The organism is Roseateles cavernae (assembly GCF_040187885.1).
Taxonomy (GTDB): Bacteria; Pseudomonadota; Gammaproteobacteria; order Burkholderiales; family Burkholderiaceae_C; genus Roseateles_E; species Roseateles_E cavernae.
Genome location: NZ_JBDPLH010000007.1, coordinates 162884 through 186456, shown reverse-complemented (window position 1 = coordinate 186456; position 23573 = coordinate 162884). Strand labels below are relative to the sequence as shown.

Sequence of the window (23573 nt, the reverse complement as noted above, 5' to 3'; positions counted from 1 at the left end):
ATGACCCTGACGCCCGAGTTGCAGCAGCGCCTGCTGGAGGCCTCGCTGCAGGCCCGCCAGCGTTCCTATTCGCCGTATTCGCGCTATGCGGTCGGTGCCGCCGTGCTCGACGAGCACGGCCTCATCCATCTGGGTGCGAATATGGAGAACGCCGCCTATCCTCAAGGCTGGTGTGCCGAGGCCACGGCCCTGGGCGCGATGCTGATGGCCGGCTCGCGCCGGGCCCAGGCGGTGCTGGTCAGCGGCCCGGGGCCCGACATCATCACGCCCTGTGGCGGCTGCCGCCAGAAGCTGCGCGAGTTCGGTGGCCCCGATCTGCTGATCATCGCGGCCGACCCGGGCGGCATCCGCCAGCAGTGGACGCTGGAGCAGCTGCTGCCCTTCAGCTTCGGCCCCGAACATTTGAAGACCTGAACTCCCGGGAGACAAGAACAATGAACACACAGGAACAGGCGATCACCGCCACCGTTGCCAAGCTGCAAGCCCTGTTCGGCCCGGCCCCCGAAGTGGCTGTGGTGCTGGGCTCGGGCTGGGCCGGCGCGGTCAGCCATGTCGAGGGCGCGCAAAACCTGCCCTATACCGAGCTGCCGGCCTTTCCGCAGCCCAAGGTTGAGGGCCATGTCAACGAGATCGTCGTCGGCCAGATTGGCGCCCAGCGCGTCGTGATGCTGCGCGGCCGTGCCCACACCTACGAGAGCGGCGACTGCACCGGCATGGCCGGTGCGCTGCGCAGCTTGAAACGCTGGGGCGTCAAGGTGCTGCTGCAGACCAATGCCTCGGGCTCGCTGCGCGCCCACACGCCGCCGGGCAGCCTGATGCTGATTGCCGACCACATCAACGCGCCGCAGCGCTCGCCGCTGATCGGCGAGCCGGGCAGCGAGCGCTTTGTCGACATGAGCACGGCCTATGACGCCGAGCTGCGCGGCCACGCCAAGAAGGTGGCCCAGGCCCAGAACATGAAGCTGGGCGAGGGCGTCTATGTCTGGGCCCTGGGTCCGCAGTTCGAGACGCCGGCCGAGATCCGCATGTTCGCGGCCTGGGGCGCCGATGCCGTGGGCATGAGCACCGTGCCCGAGACCATCCTGGCCCGCCATGCCGGCCTGCGCGTGATGGGCATCGCGTTAATGACCAATATGGCCGCCGGCCTGTCGGCCGAGGCCCTGACCCATGCGCTGACCTTGCAGCAGGCCCAGGCCTCGGGCGACAGCGCGGCGAAATTCCTGGCCCAGGTGATTGCGGGCCTGGCCGAGCTGCCCTCGCTGCGGGCCTGATGGTCATGGACCTGCATGTTGCCGCCCGCCAGGCCTTGGCCTGCCTGGATCTGACCAGCCTCAACGAGGCCGACAGCGCCGCCGATATCGAGGCGCTGTGCCGCCGTGCCCAGACCGAGTTCGGCCCGGTGGCGGCGGTCTGCGTCTGGCCGCGCTTTGTCGCGCAGGCGAGGGCGCTGCTGCCGGCCGCGATCAAGGTGGCGGCGGTGGCCAATTTCCCTGCTGGCCCACTCGATCTGGCGCGCGCGCTGGCCGATGTCGAGGCGATTGCGGCGGCCGGTGGCGACGAGGTCGATGTGGTGCTGCCTTACCGTGCGCTGATAGCCGGGCAGGCGGCCGAAGTCGCCGAGTTCCTGGCCGAGGTGCGCCACGCCAGCCGCCCGCTGACCCTGAAGGTCATCATCGAAAGCGGCGAGCTCAAGACCGGCGAGCTGATTGCCGAGGCGACCCGTCTGGCCCTGATGGCCGGGGCCGATTTCGTCAAGACCAGCACCGGCAAGAGCCCGCTGTCCGCCACGCCGCAGGCGGCGGCGGTGATGCTCGGCGAGATCGCGGCGAGCGGCCTGCCGCACGCTGGTTTCAAGGCCTCCGGCGGCATCCGCACGGTGGCCGAGGCCCAGGTCTATCTGCAGCTCGCCGCCGACAAGCTCGGCGCTGCCGCGCTGACGCCGCAGCGCCTGCGTTTCGGTGCCAGCGGCCTGCTCAACGACATTCTCGCGACGCTGTCGGGCCAGGCCCCGGTGCCCGCCACCAGCGCCTACTGATTCATTCAAGAGAGGAGCGGCAGCGATGATGCTGGCTCAGGAAATCATCCGCAGCAAGCGCGACGGCGCGGCGCTGTCCGAGGCGCAGATCCAGGCTTTTGTGCGCGGCCTGGTCGATGGCAGCTGGAGCGAGGGCCAGGTTGCGGCGCTGGGCATGGCCGTGTTCCTGCGCGGCATGGGGCGCGACGAGTGCGTGGCGCTGACGCGGGCGATGATGCACTCCGGCCGTGTGCTGAACTGGCCGGACATGCCCGGCCCGGTGCTGGACAAGCATTCCAGCGGCGGCGTCGGCGACAAGGTCAGCCTGATGCTGGCGCCGCTGGTGGCCGCCTGCGGCGGCTATGTGCCGATGATTGCCGGCCGTGGCCTGGGCCATACCGGTGGCACGGTCGACAAGCTCGAAGCGATACCCGGCTACACGACGACGCCGGCCCCGGCCGAATTCGACCGCATCGTGCGCTCGCTGGGCTGCGCCATCATCGGCCAGACCGCCGATCTGGCCCCGGCCGACAAGCGCTTTTACGCCACCCGCGACGTCACCGCGACGGTCGAGAGCGTGCCGCTGATCACCGCCTCCATCCTGTCCAAGAAGCTGGCCGCCGGTCTGCAGGGCCTGGCGATGGACGTCAAATGGGGCAACGGCGCTTTTGCCGACTCGCCGGCGATGGCGCAGCAGCTGGCCCAGAGCATTGTCGAGGTGGCCAATGGCGCCGGCATGAAGACCCGGGCGCTGATCACCGATATGAACCAGGTGCTGGGCAGCGAGGTCGGCAATGCGCTGGAAATTCACGAGACCATTGCCTATCTGAGGGGCGAGCCACGCGAGCCGCGCCTGCACGAGGTGACGCTGGCGCTGGCCGCCGAGATGCTGCTGCTGGGCGGCCTGGCCGGTGACGAGGCCCAGGCGCGTGCCAAGCTGCAGCGGGCGCTGGACAGCGGCGCGGCGGCCGAGAAGTTCGCGGCGATGGTCGCGGCGCTGGGCGGCCCGGCCGACCTGCTGGAGCGGCCGGCCGCCTATCTGCCCGAGGCGCCGGTGCTGCGCCCGGTGCCGGCCTTGCGAGCCGGTCGCCTGACGGCGATGCGCACCCGCGAGATCGGCCTGATCATCGTCGAGCTCGGCGGTGGCCGCCGCCAGGCCGGCGATGTGATCGATATGCGCGTGGGCCTGTCCGGCATGCGCCAGCTGGGCGATGAGCTGCAGGCCGGCGAGCCGCTGGCCTGGGTGCATGCGGGCAGCGAGCCCGATGCCGAGCGCGCGGTGGCTTCGCTGCAAGCGGCCTGCGAACTCGCCGAGCCCGGCGCGCCCTGGCAGGCCTTGCCGCTGATCGCGGCGCGGGTCGGCTAGACTTTCGCCCCCTCTCCCTCTCCTTGTCTCCGCCATGTCCGACTCTCCCGACACCCCGCCGCGCCGCGCGATCAAGAGCTTTGTCACGCGCGCCGGCCGCATGGGAACGGGCCAGATCAAGGCCCTGGCCGAGCTGGGCCCGCGCTTTGTGCTGCCCTTCAAGCCAGAGCTGCTGAAGCCGGCCGAGGTCTTCGGCCGCGAGGCGCCGCTGGTGCTGGAGATCGGCTTCGGCATGGGCGGGGCCACGGCCCAGATCGCGCAGACCCTGCCGGACCATGATTTCATCGGCTGCGAGGTGCATGAGCCCGGTGTCGGCGCCTTGCTGAAGCTGATCGACGAGCAGCAGATCGCCAATATCCGCATCGTCCAGCACGACGCGGTCGAGGTGCTGGCGCAGATGATTGCGCCCGGCTCGCTGGCCGGCGTGCACATCTTCTTTCCGGACCCCTGGCACAAGAAGCGCCACAACAAGCGCCGCCTGATCCAGGCCGAGTTCGTCGCCACCTTGATCCAGCACCTCAGGCCCGGCGGCTATCTGCATCTGGCCACCGACTGGGAGCCCTATGCCCAGCAGATGCTGGAGGTGCTGAGTGCCGAGCCGGGCCTGGAGAACAGCGCCACAGCCTATGCCGAGAAGCCGGCCTACCGGCCGTTGACCAAGTTCGAGAACCGCGGCATCCAGCTGGGCCACGGCGTCTGGGATCTGGTGTTCAGGCGCAAGACCTGACCCGCTGCTAGAGTGCGGCCATGTCTGAAGCTACACAACTCGCCGGCAAGCATGTCTTGCTGGGCCTCTCGGGCGGCATCGCCTGCTACAAGTCCGCCGAGCTGGTGCGGCTGCTGATCAAGGCCGGCGCCACCGTGCAGGTGATGATGAGTGAGGCCGCCGAGGCCTTCATCACGCCGGTGACCATGCAGGCCCTGTCCAACCAGCCGGTGCTGATGAGCCAGTGGGACGCCCGCGAGCTCAACAATATGGCCCATATCAACGCGACACGGCGCGCCGATGTGATGCTGGTCGCGCCGGCCAGTGCCGACTTCATCGCCAAGCTGGTGCAGGGCCGGGCCGACGATTTGCTGAGCCTGACCGCACTGGCTCGGCCTGCCGAGCGTTGCCCGCTGCTGGTGGCGCCGGCGATGAATCGCGAGATGTGGGCGCACCCGGCCACGCAGCGCAATATCGCGCAGCTGCGTGCCGATGGTGCCGTCGTGCTGGGCCCCGGCAATGGCGACCAGGCCTGCGGCGAAATCGGCGATGGCCGCATGCTGGAGGCCGCCGAGCTGCGAGACGAGCTGATCGCCTTCTTCCAGCCCAAGCTGCTGGCCGGCAAGCAGCTCCTGATCACGGCCGGTCCGACATTTGAGCCCATCGACCCGGTGCGCGGCCTCACCAATCGCTCCAGCGGCAAGATGGGTTTTGCGATCGCGCGCGCGGCGGCCGAGGCTGGCGCCGAGGTCACCTTGGTGGCCGGGCCGGTGCATCTGGCCACGCCGCGCGGCGTGCGACGTGTCGATGTGCAGACCGCGCTGCAGATGTATGACGCGGTGCTGCCGCGCGCGGCGGCGCACGATGTCTTCATCGCGACCGCCGCGGTGGCCGACTGGCGGCCGGCGCAGATCAACGAGCACAAGATCAAGAAGGACGGCAGCAGTGCCAGCGCGGCGCCGAGCTTTGAGCTGACCGAAAATCCCGACATCCTGGCCGCCGTGGCGGCGCTGGCGGACAAGCCGTTCTGTGTGGGCTTTGCCGCCGAGAGCCGCGACCTGCTCAAGCATGCGCGCGAGAAGCTGCTGCGCAAGGGCGTGCCGTTGATCGTCGGCAATCTGGGGCCGGCCACCTTCGGCCGCGACGACAATGCGCTGCTGCTGGTCGATGCCCAAGGCCAGCGAGAACTCCCTCACAACGACAAACTGAGCCTGGCGCGCGATCTGATCCGCGAGATCGCGGCGCGCCTGCAAGAACAAAAGCCATGACCACGACGACTGTTGACCTGAAAGTGCTCGATGCCCGCATGGCCGAGCAACTGCCCGCCTACGCGACCCCCGGCTCGGCCGGTCTGGATCTGCGCGCCTGCCTCGATGCGGCCGTCACCTTGGAACCCGGTCAGACCACCTTGATCCCGACCGGCCTGGCGATTCACATCGCCGACACCGGCCTGGCCGCGCTGATACTGCCGCGCTCGGGCCTGGGCCACAAGCACGGCATCGTGCTCGGCAATCTGGTCGGCCTGATCGACAGCGACTACCAGGGCCAGCTGATGGTCAGCTGCTGGAACCGCGGCCAGACCACTTTCGTGATCGAGCCGATGGAGCGCATTGCGCAGCTGGTGCTGGTGCCTGTGGTGCAGGCTGCGTTCCGGCGCGTCGAGGATTTCGATGCCTCCGCGCGTGGCGAAGGCGGTTTTGGATCGACCGGAAAGTCTTGATCAATGAAGTGAAGCGTCCGGCGGCGCGCCGCTGACCAGGCTGAACACCGCCTCGCCGACGCTGCCGGCCTCGATCTCTTCCTCGCTGGCCTCGCGCACATCGCGCACCTTCAGGTGCATGCGCAGGCCGATGCCAGCCAAGGGGTGGTTGCCGTCAAGCACCACATGTTCGGGATAGACCTCGGTGACGGTATAGACACGGTCGGCCGGCATGTCTTCGCTGGCCGCACCTTCGGGCAGGCCTTCGAACTGCATGCCTTCCGAGACGTTCTCGGGCAGCACGGCGCGGCTCTCGAAACAGACCAGGGCGGAGTCGTACTCGCCAAAGGCGTCTTCGGGCTCCAGCGCCAGGCTGGCTTCGAAGCCGATCTCCTGGCCGGCCAGCGCTTCCTCGACCTTGGTGAACAGGTCGTCGCCGCCGTAGAAAAACTCCAACGGCTCGCTCAGCTCGTCGATCAACTGGCCTTGGGCATCTTCAAGTCTCCAGCTCAGGGAGACCACACAGGGGGCGGAAATTTGCATGGGCGGGATGATCGCATACCGCAGGCAGGCCACAATCCAGGCCCATGAATATTGACCAATCCACGCCACTTCTTGGCGGTTTGTCCCCGGCGCAATTCATGCGCAGCCACTGGCAGAAGAAGCCGCTGCTGGTGCGCCAGGCCCTGCCGGGCATCACGCCGCCGGCCACGCGCGCCGAGCTGGCACGGCTGGCTGCCAGCGAGGATGTCGAATCGCGTCTGGTGACGGCCTTCGATGGCCGCTGGAGCCTGCGCCAGGGCCCTTGCCCGAAGCTGCCGCCCTTCAGCAAGCCGCACTGGACCTTGCTGGTGCAGGGGCTGGATCTGCATCTGCAGAGCGCGCATGACTTGCTGGCGCGCTTTCGCTTCATCCCCGAGGCGCGGCTCGATGATCTGATGATCTCCTATGCCAGCGACGGCGGCGGCGTCGGCCCGCATTTCGATTCCTACGACGTGTTTTTGATCCAGGTCCACGGCAAGCGCCGCTGGCGCATCGGCCGCCAGCCGGACGCGCGGCTGCGCGACGATGTGCCGCTGAAGATCATCGCCAACTTTCAGCCCGAAGAGGAGTTCCTTCTGGAGCCGGGCGACATGCTCTACCTGCCGCCCGGCTGGGCGCATGACGGCGTGGCCGAGGGCGAGTGCATGACCTGTTCGGTGGGTTTTCGCACGCCCTGGCGGGCCGAGCTGGCGCGCGAGCTGCTGCCGCGCCTGATGGATGACGAGACCCGGCCGCAGGCCAACCGCATGTATGCCGACCCCAAGCAGCCGGCCACCGCCGAGCCGGGCCGGGTACCCGAGGCCTTGCTGGCCTTTGCCCGCGATGCCGCCGAGCGCGCGCTGCGCGAGCCGCTGGCGCTGGAGCGGGCGCTGGGCGAGGCGCTCAGCGAGCCCAAGCCCAAGGTCTGGTTCGAGCCCGGCGCGGTCTTGCCCGATGGCGCCGCTGCGCGCCTGGACCGGCGCAGCCGCATGTTGTATGACCAGGCCCATGTCTTCATCAATGGCGAGTCCTACCGGGCCGGTGGCCGCGACGCCAAGCTGATGCAGCGCCTGGCCGATCTGCGCCGGCTCTCCGGTGCCGAGGTCGCCAAGCTCAGCGAGGGCGCCCGCGAGCTGCTGGATCAGTGGGCCGAGGACGGCTGGGTGCAACAGGATTTGTAAGAGGAGCGGGGCATGGCAGTGAGCTTGACCGAGGGCATCATCACGGGTCGCCAGGACTTTGTGCAGGCCTTGCGCGAGGGCCTGCAGTACGCAGCCGAGCAGGGTGGGCGCGAGCTGCTCTGGCTCGATGCCGATTTCGCGGCCTGGCCGCTGTCGGAGCCGGCGATGCTGGAGGCCTTGAAGCAATGGGCCCTGCCGCATCGGCGGCTGCGGATCGCGGCGGCCCAGTACGACACGGTGCAGCGCCTGCATCCGCGTTTCGTCCAATGGCGGCGGACCTGGGACCATGTGGTGCAGGCGGTGCAATACCAGGCCGAGGATGTCGGCGTCGGTCGGCCGGTGGGGCTGCTGATGGCGCCGGGGCTGTTCAGCCTGCGCCTGCTGGATGCCCAGCAATGGCGGGCCGCGCTATCGGTGCGAACTGCGGATGAGGTGGCTTGCAGGGAATGGTTTGATGCGGTTTGGCAACGTTCGACGGAATCCTTTTCAGCAAGTACCCTGGGCCTGTAAGGAGTTTCCCCAAGTGACGCTACAATGCTGGGCTAGGCGAGGGAAGCGTTCGAGGTTTCCACGTCTTGTTCTACTGAGGCACGCTGTCGGGTGGTAGTGCGGCGCTGCTTCAAGAAATACCGGTAATTGTTTCTTCGTCTAATTGATTCTTTGAGGACACGTATGAAAAAGTCGATCCTGTTGGCCTCCCTGCTGGCTGCTGTTGCTCTCTCCGCTTGTGGCAAGAAGGAAGAGGCTCCTGTCGCCGCTGAGCCGGCTTCGGCTGCTGCTCCGGCTCCCGTCGCTGATGCGGCCAGCGCTGTTGTCGACGCTGCTTCGGCTGTCGCCGGCGCCGCTGCCGACGCCGCTTCGGCTGTCGCCGACGCTGCCGCTTCGGCTGCCAGCAAGTAATCGGTTTTCCGGTCACTGAAAGCCGCCCGGCGCAAGCCGGGCGGCTTTTCTTTTGGGGTCGCCGATCTGAACTGCCTCAGTTCAGATCCAGCCATTCCATACCCAGGGTCTGGCTGGCCACCGGAATATCTGCCGGCGCCGCACCCAGTATCTCGGCCAGTGCCGCCGCCGCCAAAGCCGGCGAGTTATTGCGCTCGCTCAGATGCGCCGCCACCACATGCCGCAAGCCCTGATGCAGGCACTCATTCAGCAGCGCGGCGGCCGACGCATTCGAGAGATGGCCATGGCTGCCCAGGATGCGGCGCTTCAGGCTTGCCGGATAGCTGCTGGCCCGCAGCAAGGCCTCGTCATGATTGCATTCGAGCAGCAGGGCGTTGCAGTGCTGCAAGTGCTGTACCACCGAGGGCGTCAGCGAGCCGATATCGGTGATCACGCCCAGACGCCGGTGGCCGTCGCTGGCGCTCAGCTGCAGCGGCTCGTTGGCGTCGTGCGGGACCGCGAAGGGCCGCAGCTCGATGTCGCCAAGCGTCAGCCGCTCGCCGTCCTGGGTCAGGTGCAGCAGCGCTGGGTCGAAGTCCGGGCTGCCGATGGCGCGCCAGGTGCCGCGGCTGGTGAAGATCGGCAGCCGGTACTGGCGGGCCAGGCTCAGCGCGCAGCCGGCATGGTCGCCGTGTTCATGGGTGATGAAGATCGCGCTGAGCTGCTCGGGGGCGCTGCCGGCGCGCGCCAGGCGACGGCCGAGCTCGCGCAGGCTGAAGCCGCAGTCGATCAGCACGGTGGTGCTGGTGATGCCTTGGCTGGCTTCGATCAGGGTGGCGTTGCCGGCGCTGCCGCTGCCCAGGCTGCAAAAACGCATCGAAAAGCCTGCTGTGTGATGAAGGTTGGACCGAGGTCGTACAAGAAAAAAGCCGCCGCTGCGTCAGCAGGCGGCGGCCATGTCGGAGCTTAGGTTGCTTCAGCGCAGATCGTCCATCAGCAGGTTCAGAATGCGCTTGGCGTTCTCGTCGGTCTGCTGCTGGCCCTGGTTGTTGAGCACGCTGACCGTGCTGCGCTCGCCCTCGGACTTGACCGAGACGCGGTAGCGGTTGGCGGTCACGGCCTGCTCGCCCTTGAACAGGCGCTGGAAGAAGTTGGGTTCTTCCTTGCCGGCCTGGGTCGGGTCGGCATAGCGCAGGAAGAACAAGCCCTGGCTGCGGTCGCGGTCCTCGACGGTGAAGCCGTGGCGATCCAGCGACTGGCCGACCCGGCGCCAGGCGCGCTCGAAGCCCTCATTGACCTGCAGCGTGTCGGGCACTTCGCTCAGCGGCCGGCTGCGCGCGCCGCCGCGCGAGGGCGGCAGTTCGGACGAGGGGATCGCGACCGGTGCGGCGGCGCCCGCCACCACGGCCTTGGCCGCTTCGGTCTGACCGCCCAGCTTGAGCATCAGGCGCGACAGCATCTCGCCTTCCAGCGAAGCATCGGCGGCACGCGGCTGCCAGGCGGTCTGCTCGCGCTGGCTGGTGGTGTAGACCTCCTGCATGCCGCGATGGCTGATATAGATGTCGGTGCCGCCGCCGGCCACGCGCTCGATGCGGGTGCGGTACATATCGCGCTCGCCGGTCGAGTAGACCGAGTCCAGCACCGTGCCTATGGTGCGGCGGATGAAGTCCTGCGGCAGCTTGGCGCGGTTCTCGGCCCAGCTGGTTTCCAGCAGGCCCACGGCGGCATCGTCCTTGACCAGCTCGAAGCCGGACTCCTGCCAGAAGGCACGCAGCTGCGGCCACAGCTGGTCGGCATTGGCCGTGCTGCGCAGCCAGCGCACCTCGCCGTTGCGCTCCAGGCTGACATTGCCGGCCGCCTTCAGCGCCACCTGGTTGCTGGGGGCTGCAGCGGCCGCACGCGCTGCGCCGCCGCCTTGCTGCAGTGCCGAGGCGCTGACCGAGCCGCCCTGGACCTGGGAGCGGTTGTCGCGGGCCAGCTGGGTCAGGTCCGGCGGCACGTCCAGGCCGGTGGTCTGGCGGGCGGCGGTGCGGTAGTCGACCTTGTCGGAGCTCAGTACGCCGTCAAAGGAGCTGCAGGCAGCCAACGAGGCGATCAGCGCGGTGCTCAGGGCGGTGCGGGCCAGGCGCGTGGCCTTGGCATCGATGGGAAAGGAACGGGTCACGCTAGACATCTCCGGACTGAAGGCTGGATAAACGGGAAGAACCTGGAGCAAGAAGCCCCGGGTCAGAGCAGGCCTGCTTCGCTCATGGCTTGCGCCACGCTGGCCTGGCCGGCGGCCGTCAGCGGCGTGATCGGCAGGCGCAGTGCCGATTTGCAGCGGCCCAGGCGCTCCAGCGCCCATTTGGTGGGGGCCGGGCTGGGTTCGCAGAACAGCTGCTTGTGCAGGCCCAGCAGCTGCATATGAATGCGGGTGGCCTCGCGCACATTGCCGGCCAGCGCGGCCTTGCAGAGCTCGTGCATCGCGCGCGGTGCGACATTGGCGGTGACGCTGACATTGCCATGACCGCCCAGCAGCATCAGGGCCACGGCCGTGCCGTCATCGCCCGAATAGATCGAGAAGCCGGCCGGCGCATGCTTGATCAGGTAGGCGGCGCGCTCGATATTGCCGGTGGCTTCCTTGATGCCGATGACGCCGGGCAGGGCCGCGCAGCGCAAACTGGTCTCGGGCGCCATATCGGCGACGGTGCGGCCGGGCACGTTGTACAACATCATCGGGATGTCGACGGCCTCGGCGATGGCCTTGAAATGCTGGTAGATGCCTTCTTGCGAAGGCTTGTTGTAGTAGGGCACGACCGACAGCGTGCAGTCGGCGCCGACCTGCTTCGCGAAGCGGCTCAGATTGATCGCCTCGGCGGTGGAGTTGCCACCGGTGCCGGCCATGATGGGCACGCGGCCGGCTGCATGCTCGACCGCCACGCGGATGATCTCGCAGTGCTCCTCGACGCTCACGGTGGGCGATTCGCCGGTCGTGCCGACCACGCCGATGCAATCCGTGCCTTCGGCAATATGCCAGTCAATCAAGCTGCGCAGCGCGGCGTAATCGACGCTGCCGTCCTCTTGCATCGGCGTCACAAGCGCGACGATGCTGCCAACAATCGGTGTCATGGAATTCCTCGCAATCGGCGGATTCTACTGAAGCGCGCCGGCCTCTTGGCTCAGTCCAGGCGGTAGCGCTGGAAAACCCCCGGCTCGCTGCTTTCACGAACCGCAGCAACGCGCTGCAGATAGCGCGGGTTGACCCCGTCCAGAAAACCGTCCTCATAGGCGACGACGCGCAGCCCGGCACAGGCTTGCAGCAACTCGCCGGGCCGCAGCAGAAACTCCGGATTGGATGGTCGGCCCACACTTTGCTGGCCTTGGGTAAAGGTTTCGTAAATCAGCCAGCCGCCCGGTGCGACGGCCGCCGCGATGCGCGGCAGCAGCGGGCGCCACAGGTAATTGGTGACCAGCACCAGGTCAAACCGGCGCTCGCCCAGCGGCCAGGGGCCGGCTTCGATATCGGCCACCAGGGTGTCGGCCAGGCCGCTCAGCGCGGCCAGGGCCTGGGCATCGCGGTCCACGGCGGTGACCCGCATGCCTAGGGACGCCAGATGGCGCACATGGCGGCCCGAGCCGCAAGCCAGGTCCAGCGCGCTGGCACCGGCCTTGCAGGCCTGGGGCCAACGCAGCAGCCAGGGGGAGGGGGGGCTCAACATCTCAGAAACAGGCCCAGATCTGTTCGGACAGCTGCCGCATCAACTCGGGCTGCAGATAGGAAGCAAAGACGGCGGCCAGCAGCAGCAGGGCCGCCGTCCAGGCCAGGCCGCGCCGCCAGTTCATGCCGCAGCGGGCGCGGCACGCGCGATGGCATGCTCGCGCACCGGCAGATTGATCAAGGCCGCGGCCACACCCAGCGCGACGGCCAGCCACCAGACCACGTCATAGCTGCCGCTGCTGTCATAGAGCTTGCCGCCCAGCCAGACGCCCAGGAAGCTGCCGACCTGATGGCTCAGAAAGACAAAGCCGCTCAGCATCGACATATGCTGGATGCCGAAGATCTGCATCACCACCGAGTTGGTCGGCGGCACGGTGGACAGCCACAGCACGCCCATCACGGCGGAGAAGATATAGACGCTGGTCGGCGTCAGCGGCGCGAGCAGGAAGGCGACGATGGCCACCGAGCGCAAGGCATAGATGCCCGACAGCAGATAGCGCTTGGGCATGCGCTGGCCCAGGCTGCCGGCCGCATAGGTGCCGAACACGTTGAAAAGACCGATCAGGGCCAGCGCATAGGTGGCGACCTGCGGTGACAGGCCGTTGTCCTTCAGGTAGCTGGGCATGTGCACGCCGATGAAGACCACCTGGAAGCCGCAGACGAAGTAGCCGGCCATCAAGAGCTGGAAGCTGCGGTAGCCAAAGGCCTCGCGCACCGCCTGCGCGATGCTCTGATTCTGGGCGCTGTGCGCACGCGACTGCTCCGGTTCCCGCAGTCCGAAGGCCAGCGGGACGATCAGCAGGGCTGCCATCGACAGAAAGAACAGCGCGTTCTGCCAGCCGGTGCCCGAGATCAGCCAGTTCTCCACCGGCACCATCAGGAACTGGCCGAAGGAACCGGCCGCAGCGGCGACACCCATGGCCCAGGAGCGCTTCTCCGGCGCCACATTGCGGCCGATCACACCGTAGATGACCGCATAGGTGGTGCCCGACTGCGCCATGCCGATCAACAGGCCGGCGCTGCCGGTGAAGGCCAGGCCCGAGGTCGACAAGGCCATCAGCACCAGGCCCAGCGCATACAGCAGGCCGCCGACCACCAGCACCTTGAAGGCGCCAAACCGGTCGGCCAGCATGCCGGCCAGCGGCCCGGCCAGGCCCCAGGCGATGTTCTGGATCGCCAGCGCGAAGGCAAAGGTCTCGCGGGTCCAGCCCCGCTCCATCGTGATCGGCTGCAGCCACAGGCCGAAGCCGTGGCGTATGCCCATGGACAGCGTGACGATCAGCGCGCCGCACAGCAGCACCTGGTTCATGGACAGTTTGGGTGGGGCGGTGGCGGTGCTCATCTGCGCACTGTAGCCAAAGCCGGACGACCCTGCTCGGGCCCAGCCAAAGCTTGACAGTCTCCTAGAATCGCGCCCCATGGCGACCAAAGCAAATTCAAGCACCACCCCTGGCAGTTCCCCGGGCTCCTATGGCGAGGCCTCCATCCGCGTGCTCAAGGGCCTGGAGCCCGTCAAGCAGCGTCCGGGCATGTATACCCGCACCGACAACCCGCTGCACTGCATCCAGGAAGTCATCGACAACGCGGCCGACGAGGCCCTGGCCGGCTTCGGCAAGCGCATCGACCTGATCCAGCATCTCGACGGCTCGGTCTCGATCGCCGACGACGGCCGCGGCATCCCCTTCGGCCTGCACCCCGAGGAGGGCGTGCCGGTGGTCGAGATCGTGTTCACCCGCCTGCATGCCGGCGGCAAGTTCGACAAGGGCTCGGGCGGCGCCTACAGCTTCTCGGGCGGCCTGCACGGGGTCGGTGTCTCGGTCACCAATGCGCTGGCCAAGCGCCTGGAGGTGACGGTCTGGCGCGACAAGCAGGTCGCGACCCTGGCCTTCGAGGCCGGCGATGTGGTCGAGCCGGTGACGGTGCGCGCGATGGCCTCGGGCGACCGCAAGCAGGGCACGACGGTGCGGGTCTGGCCCGATGCCAAGTATTTCGAGGCGGCCGATCTGCCCAAGGGCGAGCTGGTCCATCTGCTGCGCTCCAAGGCGGTGCTGATGCCCGGCGTCACGGTGACCCTGAAGCATGAGAAGAGCGGCGAGATCCAGACCTGGGCCTACAAGGGCGGGCTGCGCGACTATCTGATGCAGACGCTCAGCGCCGACCCGCTGATCCCGCTGTTCGAGGGCGAGCAGTACGCGAGCAAGGCCGAGACCGAGAATTTCGCCGAGGGCGAGGGCGCCGGCTGGTGCGTGGCCTTCACCGAGGAGGGGCAGGTCATGCGGGAAAGCTATGTGAACCTGATCCCGACGGTGGCCGGCGGCACACATGAGTCGGGGCTGAAGGACGGCCTGTTCGGCGCGATCAAGGGCTTCATCGAGATGCATTCGCTGCTGCCCAAGGGCGTCAAGCTGATGCCCGACGATGTGTTTTCGCGCGCCTCCTTCGTGCTGTCGGCCAAGGTGCTGGACCCGCAGTTCCAGGGCCAGACCAAGGAGCGGCTGAACTCGCGCGATGCGCTGCGCCTGGTGTCCACCTATGTGAAGCCGGCGCTGGAGCTGTGGCTGAACCAGCATGTGGACTATGGCAAGAAGCTGGCCGAGCTGGTCATCAAGCAGGCGCAGACCCGCCAGCGTGCCAGCCAGAAGGTCGAGAAGCGCAAGGGCTCGGGCGTGGCTGTGCTGCCCGGCAAGCTGACCGACTGCGAGAGCCGCGACATCCTGCACAACGAGATCTTTCTGGTCGAGGGCGACTCGGCCGGCGGCAGCGCCAAGATGGGCCGCGACAAAGAGACCCAGGCCATCCTGCCGCTGCGCGGCAAGGTCTTGAATTCCTGGGAGGTCGAGCGCGACCGCCTGTTCGCCAATAACGAGATCCACGACATCTCGGTGGCGCTGGGCGTCGATCCGCATGGCAAGAACGATGCCGCCGACCTCAGCGGCCTGCGCTACGGCAAGGTCTGCATCCTGTCGGACGCCGATGTCGACGGCTCGCACATCCAGGTGCTGCTCCTGACCCTGTTCTTCCGTCACTTCCCGCGCCTGGTCGAGGCCGGCCATGTCTGCATCGCGCGTCCGCCGCTGTACCGTGTCGACGCGCCGGCGCGCGGCAAGAAGCCGGCCGCCAAGATCTATGCGCTGGACGAGGGCGAGCTGACAGCGACCCTGGACAAGCTGCGCAAGGAAGGCGCGCGCGAAGGCTCCTGGAGCATCAGCCGCTTCAAGGGCCTGGGCGAGATGAGTGCCGAGCAGCTGTGGGATACGACGCTGAACCCCGAGACGCGCCGCCTGGCGCCGGTGCGCTACGGCGAGCTGGACCTGGGCCAGACCGAGGAGGCCTTCAACAAGCTGATGGGCAAGGGCGAGGCCGCCTCGCGCCGCGAGCTGATGGAGATCCACGGCGATTCGATCGAGGTGGATGTGTGAAGACGGTCTACAACGACAGGCATGGCCTGCATGCGGCCACGCACGAGTTCTTCCGGGGCCAACGGGTGCCGGCCTTCGAGATTCCGGCCCGCGCCGACTATGTGCTGAAGGCGCTGCGGGACGCGGCGCTGGGCGAGGTGCTGGCGCCGAGCGATCACGGGCTGGCGCCGCTGGAGCGCGTGCATGCGCCGGCCTATCTGCGCTTTGTGCAGGGCGCGCATGCCGAGTGGCTGGCGCTGGGCGGCGAGGGCGATGCCTTCCCTGCGGTCTGGCCGGTACGCAGCCTGCGCTCGGATGTCGAGCCCAAGAGCTTCGCCGCCCGCATGGGCTTGTATTCGATGGACAGCGGCACGCCGCTGACCGCGGGTTCCTGGCAGGCCGCCTACTGGGGCGCGCAGGCCTGCCTGAGCGGCCTGGATCTGGTGCTGACGGGTGGCGAGCGTGCGGCCTATGTGCTGACCCGCCCGCCCGGCCACCATGCCGGCGCCGATTTCTTCGGCGGCTACTGCTTTGTCAATAACGCGGCGGTGGCGGCCCAGGCGGCACTGGATCGCGGGCTGCAGCGCGTGGCCATCCTCGATGTCGACTACCACCATGGCAATGGCACGCAGGCGATCTTCTACGAGCGCGCCGATGTGTTCTACGCCAGCATCCACGGCGATCCGCAGACCGAGTACCCCTTCTTTCTCGGCCATGCCGACGAGCGCGGCACCGGCGCCGGTGCGGGCTGCAATGCCAACTACCCGCTGCCAGCCGGTGCCAGCAACGACGAGTGGTTTGCCGCGCTCGATGCCGCGCTGGCCCGGCTGCGCGCCTATGCACCGGAGTTGCTGATCGTCTCGCTGGGCGTGGACACCTATGGCGGCGACCCGATCTCGCACTTCAAGCTGGACCGGCCCGAGTTCACGCGCATGGGCCAACTGCTGGCCGCGCAGGGCTGGCCGACGCTGCTGCTGCAGGAGGGCGGCTACGCGACCGAGGCGATAGGCCTGAATGTGGTGGCGGTGCTGCAGGGTTTCGAGGGATGAGCGTGCCCCGCGTCAGCCTGCGCCCGACCATGCTGTCCGATCTGGACTATGTCGTCACGGTCGAGCAGGACGCCGCCAATCTGCCCTTCATCACGCCCTGGGAGCGCACCCAGCACGAGGGCGCGATCCGCTTCCCGGATTCGCGCCATTTCATCGTCGAGTTCGGTGATTCCAACGAGCGCGCCGGTTTCGTGATCCTGCAGGGCTGCCGCAACCCGCACCGCTCGGTCGAGCTCAAGCGCATCGTGCTGGGCCCCAAGGGCCTGGGCCTGGGCCGGGCCTGCGTGCGCCAGCTGAAGAAGCTGGCCTTTGCCCAGCTGCAGGCGCATCGCTTCTGGCTCGATGTGAAGGCGCTGAACACCCGCGCCTATGCGCTCTACCAGAGCGAGGGCTTTGTCGAGGAAGGGCGTTTGCGCGAAAGCGTGCGCGTCAGCGTTGGCGCTGATGGCTATGACAGCCTGATCGTGATGTCCATGCTGGACCGCGAGTACCAGGCCCGCATCGCCCTGGGCGAGGAGGGCGCGTGAGAGGCCTCGCTGTTGTGTGCCTGCTCTTGCTCAGCGGCCTCGCTCAGGCCGAGCTGTGGGGCTATGTCGACGGCGCCGGCGTTGCCCATCTGGCCAGCCGCCCGCTGGACAGCAACTATGGCCTGGTGCTCGGCGTCGCCGAGCCGGATCGCCGCGTGCCCGGCAAGCTCGATGGCAGCCAGGGCCTCTTGACCTGGCTGGAGTTCGCGCCCGAGGTCAAGGCGGTGCAGCCCTTCTTGCGCGAGGCTGCGGCGCGTCACGGCGTCGATATGGAGCTGCTGAAGGCGGTGATCGCGGTCGAGTCCGGCTACCGGCATGACGCGGTTTCGCCGCGCGGCGCGGTCGGCCTGATGCAGATCGTCGCCCCGGCCGAGCAGACCCAGCGCCTGCTCGACCCCCGTACCAATGTGCTGACCGGCGCGCGCAAGCTGGCCGGTCTGATCCAACGCTTCGGCCGCATCGATGTGGCCCTGGCGGCCTGGAATGCCGGCGAGGGCGCGGTGCGCCGCCATGGCGGCGGCATGCCGCCGTTCGCCGAAACCCAGGCCCATGTCCATCTGGTGCTGGAGCTTTACTGGGCCCTGCTGCAACGCAGCCTGCCGGCCCAGGCCCAGCACCTCCGAATTCACAGCAGTCCAAAATGACCCAGACCACGATTGATTTCACCCCGCCCGCCGAGGAGGGCAACGAGGCGCTGACCCTGGCGCACTATGCCCAGCAGGCCTATCTCGAGTACGCGCTGTCGGTCGTCAAGGGCCGGGCCCTGCCCGATGTCTGCGATGGCCAGAAGCCGGTGCAGCGCCGCATCCTGTACTCGATGGACCGGATGGGCCTGTCCTTCAGTGGCACGACCGGCGCCAAGCCTGTGAAGGGCGCGCGCGTGGTCGGCGATGTGCTGGGCCGATTCCACCCCCATGGCGACCAGTCGGTCTATGACGCGCTGGTGCGCATGGCCCAGGACTTCAGCCAGCGCTACCCGCTGATCGATGGTCAGGGCAATTTCGGCAGTCGCGACGGCGACGGTGCGGCGGCGATGCGCTACACGGAAGCCCGCCTCGCGCCCATTTCGCGGCTGCTGCTCGATGAGATCGACGAGGGCACGGTGGACTTCGCGCCGAACTACGACGGTTCGACCCAGGAGCCGACCCAGCTGCCGGCGCGCCTGCCCTTCGTGCTGCTCAACGGTGCGTCCGGCATCGCGGTGGGCCTGGCCACCGAGGTGCCCAGCCACAATCTGCGCGAGGTGGCCGCGGCTGCGGTGGCCCTGCTGAAGAACGACAAGCTGAGCGATGACGAGCTCTTCGGCCTGCTGCCCGGCCCCGACTATCCGGGCGGTGGCCAGCTGATCAGCGCTGCCGAGGACATCCGCTCGGCCTATTTGAGCGGTCGTGGCAGCCTGAAGCTGCGTGCGCGCTGGAAGATCGAGGACCTGGCGCGCGGCCAGTGGCAGCTGGTCGTCACCGAGCTGCCGCATGGCACCAGCTCGCAAAAGGTGCTGGAGGAGATCGAGGAGCTGACCAACCCTAAGGTCAAGGCCGGCAAGAAGGCCCTGAGCCAGGAACAGCTGCAGCTCAAGGCCAGCGTGCTGGCGGTGCTGGACTGCGTGCGCGACGAGTCCAGCAAGGATGCGGCGGTGCGCCTGGTGTTCGAGCCCAAGAGCCGCACGGTCGAGCAGCAGGAGCTGATCACGACCCTGCTGGCCCACACCAGCCTGGAAACCTCGGCCTCGATCAATCTGACGATGATTGGCGCCGATGGCCGGCCGACGCAGAAGAGCCTGCGCCAGATCATTGTCGAATGGCTGGGCTACCGCCAGGCCACGGTGCAGCGCCGCACCCAGCACCGTCTCGCCAAGGTGCTGGACCGCATCCATGTGCTGGAAGGCCGGCAACTGGTGCTGCTGAACATCGACGAGGTGATACGCATCATCCGCAATGCCGATGAGCCCAAGCCGGCGCTGATCGAGCGCTTCCGCCTCTCCGACCGCCAGGCCGAGGACATCCTGGAAATCCGCCTGCGCCAGCTGGCGCGGCTGGAGGCGATCAAGATCGAGCAGGAGCTCAAGAGCCTGCGCGAGGAACAGGCCAAGCTGGATGACATCCTGGCCAATCCTGGCGTGCTCAAGCGCACCGTGGTCAAGGAGATCGAGGCCGATGCCAAGCAGTATGGCGATGAGCGCCGCACGCTGATCCAGGAGGAGAAACGCGCGGTGGCCGAGATCAAGGTGGTCGACGAGCCGGTCACCGTGGTCGTCAGCATGAAGGGCTGGGTGCGGGCGCTGAAGGGCCATGAGGTCGATGCGGCAGCGCTGGCCTTCAAGTCCGGCGACACCTTGTACGGCACCTTCCCCTGCCGCAGCGTCGATCCGCTGATCGTGTTCGGCAGCAATGGTCGGGTCTATTCGGTGCCGGTGGCGGTGCTGCCCGGCGGGCGCGGCGATGGTCAGCCGATCACGACCCTGATCGAGCTGGAGAGCGGCACGCAGATCGCCCATTACTACGCCGCCAACACCCAGCAGCGCCTGGTGCTGGCCGGCACCGGCGGCTTCGGACTGATCGCCCAGGTGGGCGATCTGATCGGCCGGCAAAAGGCCGGCAAGACCTTCCTGAGCCTGGAAGGTGAGGAGAAGCCGCTGCCGCCGGCCGCCTTGCCGGCCGGCGAGGTGTTGGGTGTGCAACTGGCCTGCCTGTCGCTGAACGGCCGCCTGCTGACCTATGCACTGGACGAGCTGAAACACCAGCCCAAGGGCGGGCGCGGCCTGACCCTGATCGACTTGGAGCCCAAGGATGCGCTGCTGAGCGTGGCGGCCTTTACCCAGGCTCTGCAGGTGCTGGGCAGCGGGCGCGGTGGCAAGCCCAAGGAAGAGCTGCTTAAAGGCACAAATCTTGCTCAGTATTCTGGCAAGAGGGCTCGAAAGGGCAAGGCGGTAGAGGGTTTGCAGAAAGTGGCGCGCGTTCTGCCCGCTTGAAGGGCAGGCGGTACGGAAATGGTGCAAGCCGAAGTTTTGGGCTTGGCAACCTTGGCTTACAAGTGGCCCCTTGAACCGGGGGGTGCTTACAAAAAGGTACAAGAAACAAGGGCTTAGCCCCTAACACAAGGGACGCGGGGGGTGGAACAGGAGTTGCGCTGCAGTGCACAATAAGTCATGAGTTCTTCGTACTCGTTTGTTCAACCTGGGAGTTTGTTTATGAAGTTGAAACCTCTAGTCGCTGCGGCGGCTCTGGCCTTGAGTGGTGTTGGTGCTCAAGCCGCGTCTTTTGATTGGGGCTCGCATGCCTTGCTGGAAAGCGCTTTGGCTGGAACTGCCGGTGGCTTGGTGTATGACACCTTCAGCTTCTCTCTGGCAGAGACGTCCACGGTGGCCAGCAGCGTCAGCTCGTTCGGCACGTTCGCTCCTGCGACGTACAGCCTGTTCAGCCTGGGTGGTGACGGTCTGGTCGGTACTGCTGACGATGCGGGCGTTGCTGCCTGGACCTTTGGTGGCGCCCCAACCGTCAATGAAGTGACCCTGAGCGCTGGTAACTATTACTACGCTGTGTTCGCTTTGGCCACCACGGCCGGTGCTTACTCGATCAACTCGGCCGCCGCTGCCGTGCCGGTGCCCGAGCCCGAGACCTATGCTCTGATGCTGGCCGGCCTCGGCGTGGTCGGTTTCGTTGCACGCCGTCGCAAGACGAGCTGAGCCCTCCGGCTCGAATGAAAAAGCGGACCTCGGTCCGCTTTTTTTATGCGCTCTCCGAAAGAGAGCTCAGAGCGCGCAGGCCCGGGCGCAGTCCGTCACCAGGGCCGGGCCCTTGTAGATCAGGCCCGTGTAGAGCTGCACCAGATCGGCCCCGGCCTGCAGCTTGGCGCGCGCATCGGCGCCGCTGAGCACGCCGCCGACGCCGATGATGGGATAGCCCGAACCCAGCGCCGCGCGCAGCAGGCGTATCACCCGGTTGCTGGCCTCGAACACCGGCCGGCCCGACAGGCCGCCCATCTCCTGGGCATGCTGCATTCCCTTGACCGCGTCGCGGGCGATCGTGGTGTTGGTGGCGATCACGCCGTCGATGCCGTTGACTTTCAGTGTCTGGGCGATCACCGCGACCTGATCCTCCTCCAGGTCCGGCGCGATCTTGACGAACATCGGCACGCGCCGGCCACTGCTTTGCTCCAGCTGCAGCTTGCGCTGTTGCAGCCGGGAGAGCAGCGCGTCCAGCGCCTCGTCGCTCTGCAGCGCACGCAGGTTCTTGGTGTTGGGGCTGGAGATATTGACCGTGATGTAGTCGGCATGGGGGAACACGCCCTCCAGGCCCAGCAGATAGTCGTCGGCCGCCTGCTCGATAGGCGTCACGGCGTTCTTGCCGATGTTCAGACCGACCAGGCCGCCACTCGCGCGGAAACTGTGGGCGCGCTGCACATTGGCGATGAAGCTGTCCAGCCCCTCGTTGTTGAAGCCCAGCCGGTTGATCAAGGCTTCGGCCTCGGGCAGGCGGAACATGCGCGGCTTGTCATTGCCCGGCTGGCCCTTGGGCGTCACGGTGCCGACCTCGATGAAGCCGAAGCCCATCGCGCCCAGGCCGTCGATGCAGCGGCCGTTCTTGTCCAGGCCGGCGGCCAGGCCGATGCGATTGGGGAAATTCAGACCTGCCACAGTGACCGGATCGCTGATGCGGCGCTGCGCCCACAGGCATTGGGCCGGGGTGTTTTGCAGCCGGGCGATGGAGCCCAGGGTCAGTTCGTGGGCATGTTCGGGATCCAGGCCGAACAGAAATGGGCGGGTAAGGGCATAAGGCATCAATGACATGGCCGGATTGTCGCATCGGCCCACCGATAATCCGGGCCCAGAAGGAGACTGCGATGAAGCCGCTCGATGACCCCCAACATGACCGTGAAATCGGTTCGCGTGATGCGACCCGCGATACCACCCGCACCGACGACACCCGCATCGGCGCCGTGCGCCCGCTGATCTCGCCGGCCCTGCTGCTGGATGAGCTGCCGCTGCCCGACGCCTCGCTGGAGCTGGTCGAGCGGGCCCGCCAGGAGATCGGCGATGTGCTGCATGGCCGCGATGACCGCCTGCTGGTGGTCGTCGGCCCCTGCTCGATCCACGACCACGACCAGGCGATGGACTATGCCCGCCTGCTGAAGAAGACCCGCGACGAACTGCAGCAGGACCTGCTGATCGTGATGCGGGTCTATTTCGAGAAGCCGCGCACCACGGTGGGCTGGAAGGGCTATATCAACGACCCGCGCCTGGACGGCACATTCCACATGAACGAGGGCCTGCGCCTGGCGCGCCAGCTGCTGCTGGACGTCACGGCACTGGGCCTGCCGGCCGGCACCGAGTTCCTGGACCTGCTGTCGCCGCAGTACATCTCCGACCTGATCGCCTGGGGCGCGATCGGCGCGCGCACCACCGAGAGCCAGAGCCACCGCCAGCTGGCCTCGGGCCTGAGCTGCCCTGTCGGCTTCAAGAACGGCACCGACGGCGGCATCAAGGTCGCCTCGGACGCGGTGCTGGCGGCCAGTGCCAGCCATGCCTTCATGGGCATGACCAAGATGGGCGCGGCCGCGATCTTCGAGACCCGCGGCAACGAGGATTGCCACATCATCCTGCGCGGCGGCAAGGCGCCCAACTACGACGCCGCCAGCGTGCAGGCCGCCTGCGAGGCCCTGAAGGGCTCGGGCCTGCGCGAGCAGGTGATGATCGACTTCTCGCATGCCAATAGCAGCAAGAAGTACGAGCGCCAGATCGAGGTTGGCCGCGATGTGGCCGCCCAGATGGCCGCCGGCGACAAGCGCATCACCGGCGTGATGGTCGAGAGTCATCTGCAGCCGGGTCGGCAAGACCTGGCCCCGGGCCAGACCAAGGCCGACCTGAAGCCCGGCGTCTCGATCACCGATGCCTGCCTGGGCTGGAGCCAGACCGAACCGCTGCTGCGCGAGCTGGCGGCCGCCGTGCGGCAACGCCGCGGCTGAGCCCGTTTCATTCCGCAGCTGGCGCCGTGCCCGGTCGTTTCGCGACCGGCCACGGCGCCTTGTCGCTTGGTGCTGGGCGCCATGCGGTGCCGTCCTTAGAGTTCGTTCATCCCAAGTCGAACCCCGAGGACGCGCATGAAAAATACCCTTCTGATTCCCCTGCTGGCCTTGTTCAGCCTTTTCAGCCTGCGCACCGAGGCGGCCGAGCTGGACCTTGATGTGCAGGGCCTGAGTGCCGGCAGCGGCCAGCTGCTGGTGGCCGTGTTCGGCGCCGAAGGCTGGCTGCGCCAGCCGATCGCCGCCGGCCGGCAGGACGCCTCGGCCCAGCAGGGCGGGGTGCTGCGCGTCCTGCTGAAGAACGTGCCCGAAGGCCTGGTGGGCGTCAGCATCATCCATGACCTGAACGGCAACGGCCGCCTGGACATGAACGCGATGGGCATGCCGCAGGAGCCGACCGCCTTCTCCAATAACGCGGTCGGCCAGTTCGGCCCGCCGCGCTTCGAGCAGGCCAGCTTCGAGCTGAAGGGCGACGGCGCCCGCCTGACGATCAAGCTCAACTGAATAGGGAGGCTTG

General features: G+C 67.5%; 25 protein-coding genes and 1 pseudogene. 18 read left to right on the top strand and 8 right to left on the bottom strand.

The window, feature by feature from the left end:
- Genes cdd through dut form a run of 7 tightly spaced genes read left to right on the top strand, consistent with a single transcriptional unit; the run spans position 1 to position 5806 of the window.
- Complete coding sequence (cdd, locus tag ABGI63_RS18605; protein WP_349743869.1) at positions 1-414, top strand: cytidine deaminase; 414 nt, start codon at positions 1-3, stop codon at positions 412-414.
- 20 nt (positions 415-434) lie between these two features.
- Positions 435-1271 carry a purine-nucleoside phosphorylase gene (locus ABGI63_RS18600; RefSeq protein WP_349743868.1) on the top strand — a complete coding sequence of 279 codons (837 nt, stop codon included), beginning with the start codon at positions 435-437 and terminating at the stop codon, positions 1269-1271.
- Positions 1272-1276: 5 nt separating this feature from the next.
- Positions 1277-2035, top strand: coding sequence for a deoxyribose-phosphate aldolase (deoC, locus tag ABGI63_RS18595; RefSeq protein WP_349743866.1), 759 nt, complete (start codon positions 1277-1279; stop codon positions 2033-2035).
- Positions 2036-2060: 25 nt separating this feature from the next.
- Positions 2061-3380: a thymidine phosphorylase gene (gene deoA, locus ABGI63_RS18590; RefSeq protein ID WP_349743865.1), complete on the top strand. Its 1320-nt coding sequence runs from the start codon at positions 2061-2063 to the stop codon at positions 3378-3380.
- A 34-nt stretch (positions 3381-3414) separates the two neighbouring features.
- Positions 3415-4107: a tRNA (guanosine(46)-N7)-methyltransferase TrmB gene (gene trmB, locus ABGI63_RS18585; RefSeq protein WP_349743864.1), complete on the top strand. Its 693-nt coding sequence runs from the start codon at positions 3415-3417 to the stop codon at positions 4105-4107.
- 20 nt (positions 4108-4127) lie between these two features.
- Positions 4128-5354, top strand: a complete 1227-nt coding sequence (gene coaBC / locus ABGI63_RS18580) for a bifunctional phosphopantothenoylcysteine decarboxylase/phosphopantothenate--cysteine ligase CoaBC (RefSeq protein WP_349743863.1) — start codon at positions 4128-4130, stop codon at positions 5352-5354.
- Positions 5351-5806: a dUTP diphosphatase gene (gene dut / locus ABGI63_RS18575; RefSeq protein ID WP_349743861.1), complete on the top strand. Its 456-nt coding sequence runs from the start codon at positions 5351-5353 to the stop codon at positions 5804-5806. The genes coaBC and dut overlap by 4 nt, the downstream gene beginning before the upstream one ends.
- Here dut and ABGI63_RS18570 read toward each other — a convergent pair whose 3' ends face one another.
- Positions 5807-6328, bottom strand: a complete 522-nt coding sequence (locus tag ABGI63_RS18570; RefSeq protein WP_349743859.1) for an FKBP-type peptidyl-prolyl cis-trans isomerase — start codon at positions 6326-6328, stop codon at positions 5807-5809.
- Between the two features lie 44 nt (positions 6329-6372).
- Between ABGI63_RS18570 and ABGI63_RS18565 the strand changes: the two genes are divergently transcribed.
- The 3 genes from ABGI63_RS18565 to ABGI63_RS18555 all read left to right on the top strand — a co-directional run bounded on the left by ABGI63_RS18565 (position 6373) and on the right by ABGI63_RS18555 (position 8388).
- Positions 6373-7488 (top strand): JmjC domain-containing protein, encoded by a 1116-nt coding sequence (locus ABGI63_RS18565; RefSeq protein ID WP_349743858.1) that lies wholly within the window; start codon positions 6373-6375, stop codon positions 7486-7488.
- A 12-nt stretch (positions 7489-7500) separates the two neighbouring features.
- Positions 7501-7998: a hypothetical protein gene (locus ABGI63_RS18560; protein WP_349743857.1), complete on the top strand. Its 498-nt coding sequence runs from the start codon at positions 7501-7503 to the stop codon at positions 7996-7998.
- Between the two features lie 162 nt (positions 7999-8160).
- Entirely contained in the window at positions 8161-8388 is a 228-nt protein-coding gene (locus ABGI63_RS18555; protein ID WP_349743856.1) for a hypothetical protein, read from the top strand.
- A 76-nt stretch (positions 8389-8464) separates the two neighbouring features.
- On the opposite strand, the gene ABGI63_RS18550 is transcribed toward ABGI63_RS18555, so the two are convergent.
- The 6 genes from ABGI63_RS18550 to ABGI63_RS18525 form a co-directional block, all read right to left on the bottom strand.
- Positions 8465-9244: an MBL fold metallo-hydrolase gene (locus tag ABGI63_RS18550; protein ID WP_349743855.1), complete on the bottom strand. Its 780-nt coding sequence runs from the start codon at positions 9242-9244 to the stop codon at positions 8465-8467.
- 99 nt (positions 9245-9343) lie between these two features.
- A complete protein-coding gene (gene bamC, locus ABGI63_RS18545; RefSeq protein WP_432767439.1) occupies positions 9344-10531 on the bottom strand; it encodes an NlpB/DapX family lipoprotein in 1188 nt (395 codons plus the stop codon).
- Between the two features lie 62 nt (positions 10532-10593).
- Complete coding sequence (gene dapA / locus ABGI63_RS18540) at positions 10594-11475, bottom strand: 4-hydroxy-tetrahydrodipicolinate synthase (RefSeq protein WP_137940745.1); 882 nt, start codon at positions 11473-11475, stop codon at positions 10594-10596.
- 50 nt (positions 11476-11525) lie between these two features.
- The gene (locus ABGI63_RS18535) at positions 11526-12065 is read right to left on the bottom strand and encodes a class I SAM-dependent methyltransferase (protein ID WP_349743853.1); all 540 of its coding nucleotides are present in this window, start codon (positions 12063-12065) and stop codon (positions 11526-11528) included.
- 1 nt (position 12066) lies between these two features.
- A complete protein-coding gene (locus ABGI63_RS18530; RefSeq protein ID WP_349743852.1) occupies positions 12067-12189 on the bottom strand; it encodes a hypothetical protein in 123 nt (40 codons plus the stop codon).
- On the bottom strand, positions 12186-13406 hold the full coding sequence (locus tag ABGI63_RS18525; RefSeq protein ID WP_349743851.1) for an MFS transporter: 1221 nt from the start codon (positions 13404-13406) through the stop codon (positions 12186-12188). The genes ABGI63_RS18530 and ABGI63_RS18525 overlap by 4 nt, the downstream gene beginning before the upstream one ends.
- Before the next feature lie 76 nt (positions 13407-13482).
- Between ABGI63_RS18525 and ABGI63_RS18520 the strand changes: the two genes are divergently transcribed.
- The 6 genes and pseudogenes from ABGI63_RS18520 to ABGI63_RS18495 form a co-directional block, all read left to right on the top strand.
- The gene (locus ABGI63_RS18520; protein ID WP_137940742.1) at positions 13483-15483 is read left to right on the top strand and encodes a DNA topoisomerase IV subunit B; all 2001 of its coding nucleotides are present in this window, start codon (positions 13483-13485) and stop codon (positions 15481-15483) included.
- Positions 15480-16511: a histone deacetylase family protein gene (locus tag ABGI63_RS18515; protein WP_349743850.1), complete on the top strand. Its 1032-nt coding sequence runs from the start codon at positions 15480-15482 to the stop codon at positions 16509-16511. Before ABGI63_RS18520 ends, ABGI63_RS18515 begins: the two co-directional genes overlap by 4 nt.
- Entirely contained in the window at positions 16508-17038 is a 531-nt protein-coding gene (locus tag ABGI63_RS18510) for a GNAT family N-acetyltransferase (protein ID WP_349743848.1), read from the top strand. The genes ABGI63_RS18515 and ABGI63_RS18510 overlap by 4 nt, the downstream gene beginning before the upstream one ends.
- Positions 17035-17682, top strand: coding sequence for a lytic transglycosylase domain-containing protein (locus tag ABGI63_RS18505; protein WP_349743847.1), 648 nt, complete (start codon positions 17035-17037; stop codon positions 17680-17682). Before ABGI63_RS18510 ends, ABGI63_RS18505 begins: the two co-directional genes overlap by 4 nt.
- Positions 17679-20006 carry a DNA topoisomerase IV subunit A gene (gene parC / locus ABGI63_RS18500; protein WP_349743845.1) on the top strand — a complete coding sequence of 776 codons (2328 nt, stop codon included), beginning with the start codon at positions 17679-17681 and terminating at the stop codon, positions 20004-20006. The genes ABGI63_RS18505 and parC overlap by 4 nt, the downstream gene beginning before the upstream one ends.
- Before the next feature lie 249 nt (positions 20007-20255).
- A pseudogene (locus ABGI63_RS18495) lies at positions 20256-20720 on the top strand (FxDxF family PEP-CTERM protein); the annotation flags it as partial.
- Between the two features lie 66 nt (positions 20721-20786).
- On the opposite strand, the gene ABGI63_RS18490 reads toward ABGI63_RS18495, so the two are convergent.
- Positions 20787-21824 carry a quinone-dependent dihydroorotate dehydrogenase gene (locus ABGI63_RS18490; RefSeq protein WP_349743844.1) on the bottom strand — a complete coding sequence of 346 codons (1038 nt, stop codon included), beginning with the start codon at positions 21822-21824 and terminating at the stop codon, positions 20787-20789.
- A gap of 53 nt (positions 21825-21877) precedes the next feature.
- Here ABGI63_RS18490 and ABGI63_RS18485 point away from each other — a divergent pair, with 53 nt between their 5' ends.
- Both ABGI63_RS18485 and ABGI63_RS18480 read left to right on the top strand, forming a co-directional pair.
- A complete protein-coding gene (locus ABGI63_RS18485) occupies positions 21878-22999 on the top strand; it encodes a 3-deoxy-7-phosphoheptulonate synthase (RefSeq protein ID WP_349743843.1) in 1122 nt (373 codons plus the stop codon).
- A 135-nt stretch (positions 23000-23134) separates the two neighbouring features.
- Entirely contained in the window at positions 23135-23560 is a 426-nt protein-coding gene (locus ABGI63_RS18480; RefSeq protein ID WP_349743842.1) for a DUF2141 domain-containing protein, read from the top strand.
- Positions 23561-23573: the final 13 nt, after the last annotated feature.